At 43.5% G+C, this 7081-nt stretch carries 4 protein-coding genes; all 4 read right to left on the bottom strand.

Annotated elements, in window-relative coordinates; translation table 11 throughout:
• Positions 1 to 2136 (bottom strand): hypothetical protein (locus tag VMW01_03100; protein HUW05227.1); only part of this gene is annotated, 2136 nt, incomplete at its 3' end.
• Positions 2137 to 2284: 148 nt separating this feature from the next.
• Positions 2285 to 2806 (bottom strand): ferritin, encoded by a 522-nt coding sequence (locus VMW01_03095; GenBank protein HUW05226.1) that lies wholly within the window; start codon positions 2804 to 2806, stop codon positions 2285 to 2287.
• 47 nt (positions 2807 to 2853) lie between these two features.
• On the bottom strand, positions 2854 to 4641 hold the full coding sequence (locus tag VMW01_03090; GenBank protein ID HUW05225.1) for a DNA polymerase III subunit gamma/tau: 1788 nt from the start codon (positions 4639 to 4641) through the stop codon (positions 2854 to 2856).
• Between the two features lie 95 nt (positions 4642 to 4736).
• The gene (locus VMW01_03085; GenBank protein HUW05224.1) at positions 4737 to 7019 is read right to left on the bottom strand and encodes a PAS domain S-box protein; all 2283 of its coding nucleotides are present in this window, start codon (positions 7017 to 7019) and stop codon (positions 4737 to 4739) included.
• Between the last annotated feature and the right edge of the window lie 62 nt (positions 7020 to 7081).

Below are 7081 nucleotides of genomic sequence, written 5' to 3'. Positions count from 1 at the left end.
GGTACCTACAATGGCCAAACCACCGGCTTGACGGGTTTCAGGGGTGAGCTTGATGTCGGTACCACGACCGGCCATGTTGGTTGCAATAGTTACCGTTTTGGGGCGTCCTGCCTCAGCAACAATGTCGGCCTCCTTTTGGTGCAACTTAGCGTTAAGCACATTATGCTTAATACCCCTAAGCTTAAGCATTCGGCTTAGCAATTCACTCACCTCAACGGAGGTAGTACCTACTAGCACCGGCCTGTCAAGACCAACCAACCGAACTACCTCGTCGATAACGGCATTATATTTTTCACGCTTAGTTTTGTAAACCAAGTCGTTCATATCTTTTCGAACAATCTGAACATTGGTAGGAACCACCACTACGTCTAGCTTGTAGATTTGCCAGAACTCACCCGCTTCAGTCTCGGCAGTACCCGTCATACCTGCCAGCTTGTGATACATTCGGAAATAGTTCTGCAGGGTAACGGTGGCAAATGTTTGTGTGGCTGCTTCAATCTTTACGCGCTCCTTGGCTTCAATGGCTTGGTGCAAACCATCGGAGTATCGTCGACCCTCCAGAATACGGCCAGTTTGCTCATCCACAATCTTAACCTTATTATCCATAACCACATACTCCACGTCGAGTTCGAAAAGGGAGTATGCCTTAAGGAGTTGGTTTACAGTATGGATACGCTCTGACTTAACAGAGAAGTCGGCAAGCATCGCATCCTTAACCTCAAGCCTTTTTTGTGGATCGGTATAGTTCTTCTCTATCTCTGCTATTTCCGAGCCAATGTCGGGCATAATGAAAAACTTAGAATCATTCACAAAGGAGGTGATGTAGTCGATGCCCTTATCAGTAAGTTCAATGGAATTTTGCTTCTCATCAATTACAAAGTAGAGCGGATCGGTAACCACATGCATGTTCTTGCTGTTGTCCTGCATGTAAAAGTTTTCGCTCTTCATCATAAGCGCCTTATTACCTGGCTCCGAAAGATATTTAATAAGCGGCTTATACTTGGGCAATCCTTTATGTGCCCTAATCAGCAATAGGCCACCCTCTTCATTTTTACCTTCTGCAACAAGCTTTCGAGCATCGGTCAGAATTTGGGTAACGAGGTTTTTCTGCTGGTTATAGATTTGTTCCACGTGCCCTCTAAACTCTTCAAAGAGTTGATCCTCCCCTTTCGGGATGGGACCTGAAATAATCAATGGTGTTCGAGCATCGTCAATCAACACGGAGTCAACCTCATCCACAATAGCGTAATGATGCTTTCGCTGCACGAGATCCTCAGGGCTAAGCGCCATGTTGTCGCGGAGGTAGTCGAAGCCAAATTCGTTGTTGGTCCCGAAGGTAATGTCGCAGTTGTAGGCTTGACGACGTGCCTCGGAATTAGGCTGATGCTTGTCGATACAGTCCACCGACAGTCCATGAAACTGGTAGAGCGGTCCCATCCATTCGGAGTCACGTCGAGCCAAGTAGTCGTTCACCGTAACAATGTGAGTTCCTTTGCCAGCTATGGCGTTTAGAAAAACGGGGAGCGTAGCAACCAATGTTTTTCCTTCACCGGTAGCCATCTCAGCGATCTTACCCTGATGGAGCACAATACCTCCAAGCAGCTGCACATCGTAGTGCACCATATCCCAAGTGATTTTGGTTCCACCAGCCAGCCATGAGTTGGAATAAATCGCTTTGTCGCCCTCCACACGAACAAAATCCTTTGATGCAGCAAGATCTCTATCTGCATCTGAGGCAGTAACAACAATTTCTGTATTCTCCTTGAAACGCCTAGCAGTTTCTTTAACAATGGCGAATGCCTCAGGAAGAATCTCTAACAAGACTTCCTCGATGGTACTATCTAACTCCTTAGTAAGCTTCTCAATTTGATTGTAAACAGATTCCTTCTCATGGATGTCGATTTGGTCATCCTCCATCTTCACCTTCAACTCAGCAATCTGAGATTCAATTGGGTTGGTTCGTTCACCAATAATTCTCCTGAGGGTAGCAGTTTTCCCACGCAGCTCATCATGGCTTAATCCTTGAAGCGTGCTATAGGACTCCAATATTTTTTCCAGTAAGGGGGTAATCTCCTTTATATCTTTTACGGACTTATCACCGAAGATACCTTTAAGAATTACGTTAACAATGCTCATTTTCTATAGTTTTTAAAACTGCCAACAAAATTAGCTGAATATTTTGTCCAAAAAAATTTTGTTTTGCAGAGCGTTAACAAAGAAACTTCCGACCATTACCGATTTCGATCGGAAGGTCGGAAGGTGTTACTCAAATAACGTTCCTTTTTTACTTAGTGGCAGACGAAGCCGTAGCATCAACAAAAACGCGCTGACGCAACTCTCTGTCGATCATAAACATTCCATTGCCATTGCCTTGAACCATGCGTAGTGAATCTAGAATTTCTTTAACGTTGGCCTCCTCTTCAACCTGCTCGTCAATGAACCACTTCAGCATACTCTGGCAGGCGAAGTCTTTTTCCTCCACAGCCACTTGCATTAAGCCATTGATTAAAGAGGTTACCTTTTGCTCATGCTTGAGCACATCTTCAAAGGCAACTAGAGGGCTTTCCCACTTAGCCGGGACAGCAGCAATGGGCATAAGCGTTACCTTACCATCACGTTCGAGCACATAGTCGAAAAACTTAGCGGCATGGGTACCCTCCTCCTTTGCCTGAATCCGCATCCAGTTAGCAAGGCCAGGATATCCTGCCTGTACAAAATGGGCTGACATGGCTAAGTAAAGGTATGCCGACCAGTATTCGGCATTTATTTGTGCGCAAATTGCGTCTTCCATTCTTTTTGTAATCATAGCTTTATATTTTATTTACAATTACATCGCTCAACCAATACACAAATTTACTCAAAATCTAGGTTCATTTGCTGACGCAAAAGAATTAATACTTGGTTTTTTTGGCTCATATGCCTAAACTTTTCCTCAGGAGTATATATCACCGATTTCTGATCCACGGCTGAAAGATCCACAACAAACTCAATCTGACTGTTAGATAGATTCTTACGGAGGTAATACTGCAGTTCCTTAAATACGTATTCTACCTCTTCCTTTTGAAGGTTGTTAACAACTAGAAATTCAACCTTGTAGCCATCTTGAAGGCTTGGTTCAGAGGTCATTAATGCATTATAGAGCCGGAATTTGGTTTGCTTAACCCTTTCAGCATAACTTTTCCAAACAATCTTCAGCTCTGCTTCAGTAAAAGGCTTATCAACAATTTCATCCCCCTCAATTTCATGCTCTTCATCTATGTCTATATCATCCGATTTATCAATGATTTCAGAACCTTTAGTAGGGTTAGGCACATTGGATACAGCATTCTTAATTGAAACAGAAGAGTAGCCAGATACGTTTCCTATCGTTTTGCCTACAGTTAGTGCCGATTTGGCAGTTGGAGTGCTGGCGGCAGAATGAAGCTCTTCCGTTTGCGCCATAACGGCAGGGGCTGGTTTCGGCACTTTTGCAGCATCAGGTGTTGGTGACCCAGCATAAGGCTTGGGCAATACATCTTCTACTACCTCGCTATCAGACTTTTTTTTTTCAGCCAGTATATTACACAGCTCAACCAACGCTAGCTCCACATGAAGCCGCTGACTACTACTATTTTTATAGCCCACGTCGCACCTGTTGGTAATCGCCATTGCCTCAAAAAGGAATTCAGGGCTTGAGATGAGCGCTTGGGCACGATATCGTTCAGCAATAGAGGCTCCTACCTCCAATAGCGAGACAGTCCTAGGGTCTTTGCATACCAGCAAATCACGGAAATGACCGCTTAAACCTTTAATGAAGTTGTGAGCGTCAAAACCTTTTGATAATACTTCGTCGAACAATAGCATTGCATCGGAATACTTACCTTGCAGAAAGTATTCAGTGAGGCGAAAGTAAAACTCATAGTCCAGAACGTTTAGATTTTCAATGACCTTCTGGTAGGTAATACTGTCACCGGAAAAGGAGACTACCTGATCGAAAATGGAAAGGGCATCGCGCATGGCACCATCTGCCTTTTGGGCTATGATGTTGAATGCATCAACCTCATAGGCAACCTCTTCTGCCTTTGCAATATATTCAAGGTACTTGACGGTATCCTCCACGCGTATGCGGTTAAAATCAAAGATCTGGCAGCGCGACAGTATGGTAGGAATGATTTTATGCTTTTCGGTGGTAGCAAGAATAAATATGGCGTGAGCCGGCGGTTCCTCAAGCGTCTTAAGAAATGCATTAAATGCCGCGTTGGAGAGCATGTGAACCTCATCGATAATATATACGCTGTAACGTCCAATTTGCGGGGGAATTCTCACCTTATCGATGAGCGTTCTGATATCCTCCACAGAGTTATTAGAGGCCGCATCGAGCTCATGAATGTTGAGTGAACGGTTTTCGTTGAACGATTTGCACGATTCACACACATTACATGGCTCGGTTTCCGCCGAGAGATTAAGGCAATTGATGGTCTTAGCAAAAATTCGAGCACAGGTTGTTTTGCCCACACCTCGAGGACCGCAGAAAAGATATGCCTGGGCAAGATGTTTTCGTTGAATCGCATTCTTCAATGTGGTGGTTATGGATACCTGTCCAATCACCGAAGCAAAGGTAGAAGGGCGATATTTTCTCGCCGAAACAATAAAGTGGTCCATCATCAAAACATTAGATGCAATACAAAGCAAAGGTAACGAAAAAGCCCCTTCCGATAAAATTTTTCGGCCGGGGCTTTAACTCATTTTATCGATTATCAAAAAAGGTCAACAGAAATGTTTTGGATAAAGGCAGTATAGGTATATTCCTTCCCTACCCGAGCTTCAGATAGCAAAATCAGCACAGGAATCTCATCACCCATCTTATTCATAATGGTAATCTCCTTGCGTTGTCCTATGATTTTCAACTTATCAGGATCGACATAGGTGGCAATAAATTCATCACGCTTAGCGGCATCACCGGGGAAAAGAACACGGATATTTTTGCCCAGAACCTCGTTCCGATCGTAGCCAAATAGTTGCTCTGCAGCTTTGTTGAAAAATTCTATAACTCCCTGCTGATCAATGGTAACAACTGAATCAAGAACGCCCTCCAAAGTTTTTTCATTTCTAATTTTAACTTTCTCAATCTCCTTAAACTGGTTTTTAACCTCTTCTCGAGCATCACGGAGCTTTCGATTGAGCTCAATCTCATTTTGTCGCAGCTGCTCTTCCTGCTGCCGGAGAATTTCAGTTTGTCGCTTAGTCTCAAGCTCCATCAACTTTTCGCGCGTAATATCATGGCCAATGAAAACAACCTTGGCAATTTCGTCGTACATGTCGTTAACAGCAGTAAAGGTCCCCCTTATCCAGCGCTCCTCACCACTCTTTGTAAGCATTCGCATGGCACCCTCGTTGGGAATTCCATGCGTTACATCGTCCCAGACCTTCTCCAGCGATTTTCTTTCTACCTCCGGAGGGAAATCAAAAACCGTTTTGTTGCGAACTTCAATGGAGGTGTAACCTAGAGCTACCAGAAATTTTTCGTTAGCGTCGATAATATCACCAATAGGAGTAAAATCAGCCTTCATGTTACTCCGATTAAAAGCATTTATCTGCCCCTCATAGTCAAGACTTTGCTTCTTCTGTTCGGTAGTATCAATAGCCAAAAATAGAATTTTTTCAACTCCGCCCATGGCGTTTCGCACGCAAGTGTAAGTTGCAATGGTCCACAAATCCTTTCCACTGTTGGTGACCAACTTCATGTCACCCTCAAAGTGTTTCCCACCCGTTGCTAGACTTAGCCAAAGATCGTCGAACCAAACGCGATCCTTTTTATTGATGAACATTGAAATATGTTGGCCCTCAACTTCGCTATTGGAGGTGTACTCCAATTCTTGCAGAAATTGTGTATTTGCATATAGCAAAATTCCATTCACGTCATATTCTGCCCGTATAAGGGTGTGATTTACAGAATTCGTAAAACTGATAAACTTTTCAGCCTGCCGAGCAGCCTCTTCTTGTGTCGCCTGCAGTTCCTCCATGTTTTGTCGTAGCTGAGTCTCCTGCTCTATCATTGCCTCGGCTCGCTCGCGTGAATCTCTTAAAAGCTGAGCCGTTCTGATGTTTATCTTTACACTAGAAATGGTAGTAGCGCTGTTTTCGGCTATCTTCTCAACAAACTCAATTTCATACTTTTCAAATGGCTTGAATGAAGCAATCTCAATTACTCCATGTATTTCACCATTAACTTTTAGTGGAACAATTAGCAAATTATCAGGAGTTGCATTCCCCAACCCAGATGTTATTGTTAAGTAGTTGTTTGGAACCTTTTTCAGATGAATTGTATCGCCTTCAAGTGCACATGCTCCCACCATTCCCTCTCCCCACTCAAGTCTTTTATCGGCATATTTTCTACGCTCATAGGCATAGCTGGCCGTCATCCGAAAATGCTTATCGTTTTCGTGCTCATCCTCAAGTAAGTAAAAACCGCCCTGTATGGCACCTACATACTTTACCAGTTGGCTAACAATACCGTAGGAGAGCTCCTCCATGCTGTCATTATTTGCACGCAAGATCTCACCAAACATAGCCAAACCTTCGGCTATCCAAGCGCGCTGCTCATCTTCCTTTTTACGAGCTAATTCTTCAATTTTGCTCGATTTTAAGTTGTCGCGTAGGTTTACAATTGCCTTGCCCAGCGCATCTCCATCGTCGGCAACATAATCAGCATCAATTTCACCATTCCTAATGCGCTCTACGAAGCGGTAAAGCCTCCTTTTTCTTGATTCGTCCTCTTCTAAGAAACGATCAGCCTCCAACACTTTTAAGACAACCTTACCTCCAAAATAAAAAGAGAGGGCTCCAAAGAATAATGGCATCAGATCAATAAAGTAGAATATTGGATTATTCCGGTGAATAGCAATAAAGCCAGACAATGAAATGGCGTTGTTTGTCCGAAAAGCCTCAAAAAAGAAGGCAAGCAAGAGTGCTGCCAAACCTATAAGAACTCCGTTAATAGTTAACCTAATAACTTTTGAATTGGAAAGTTCGCCGCTCATATTTTGTGGAAGAAAAATTATCCCTTAAAAGTAAACATTTTTTTTGTGGTGCCAACTTTACG

This window comes from Williamwhitmania sp. (assembly GCA_035529935.1).
In the GTDB taxonomy this organism is placed as follows: Bacteria; Bacteroidota; Bacteroidia; order Bacteroidales; family Williamwhitmaniaceae; genus Williamwhitmania.
This window is presented reverse-complemented; position numbering and strand designations above follow the sequence as displayed.

Coding starts and splice junctions, on each gene's coding strand:
- VMW01_03095 (HUW05226.1), bottom strand. CDS start 2,806: ATGATTACAAAAAGAATGGAAGACGCAATTTGCGCACAAATAAATGCC.
- VMW01_03090 (HUW05225.1), bottom strand. CDS start 4,641: ATGGACCACTTTATTGTTTCGGCGAGAAAATATCGCCCTTCTACCTTT.
- VMW01_03085 (HUW05224.1), bottom strand. CDS start 7,019: ATGAGCGGCGAACTTTCCAATTCAAAAGTTATTAGGTTAACTATTAAC.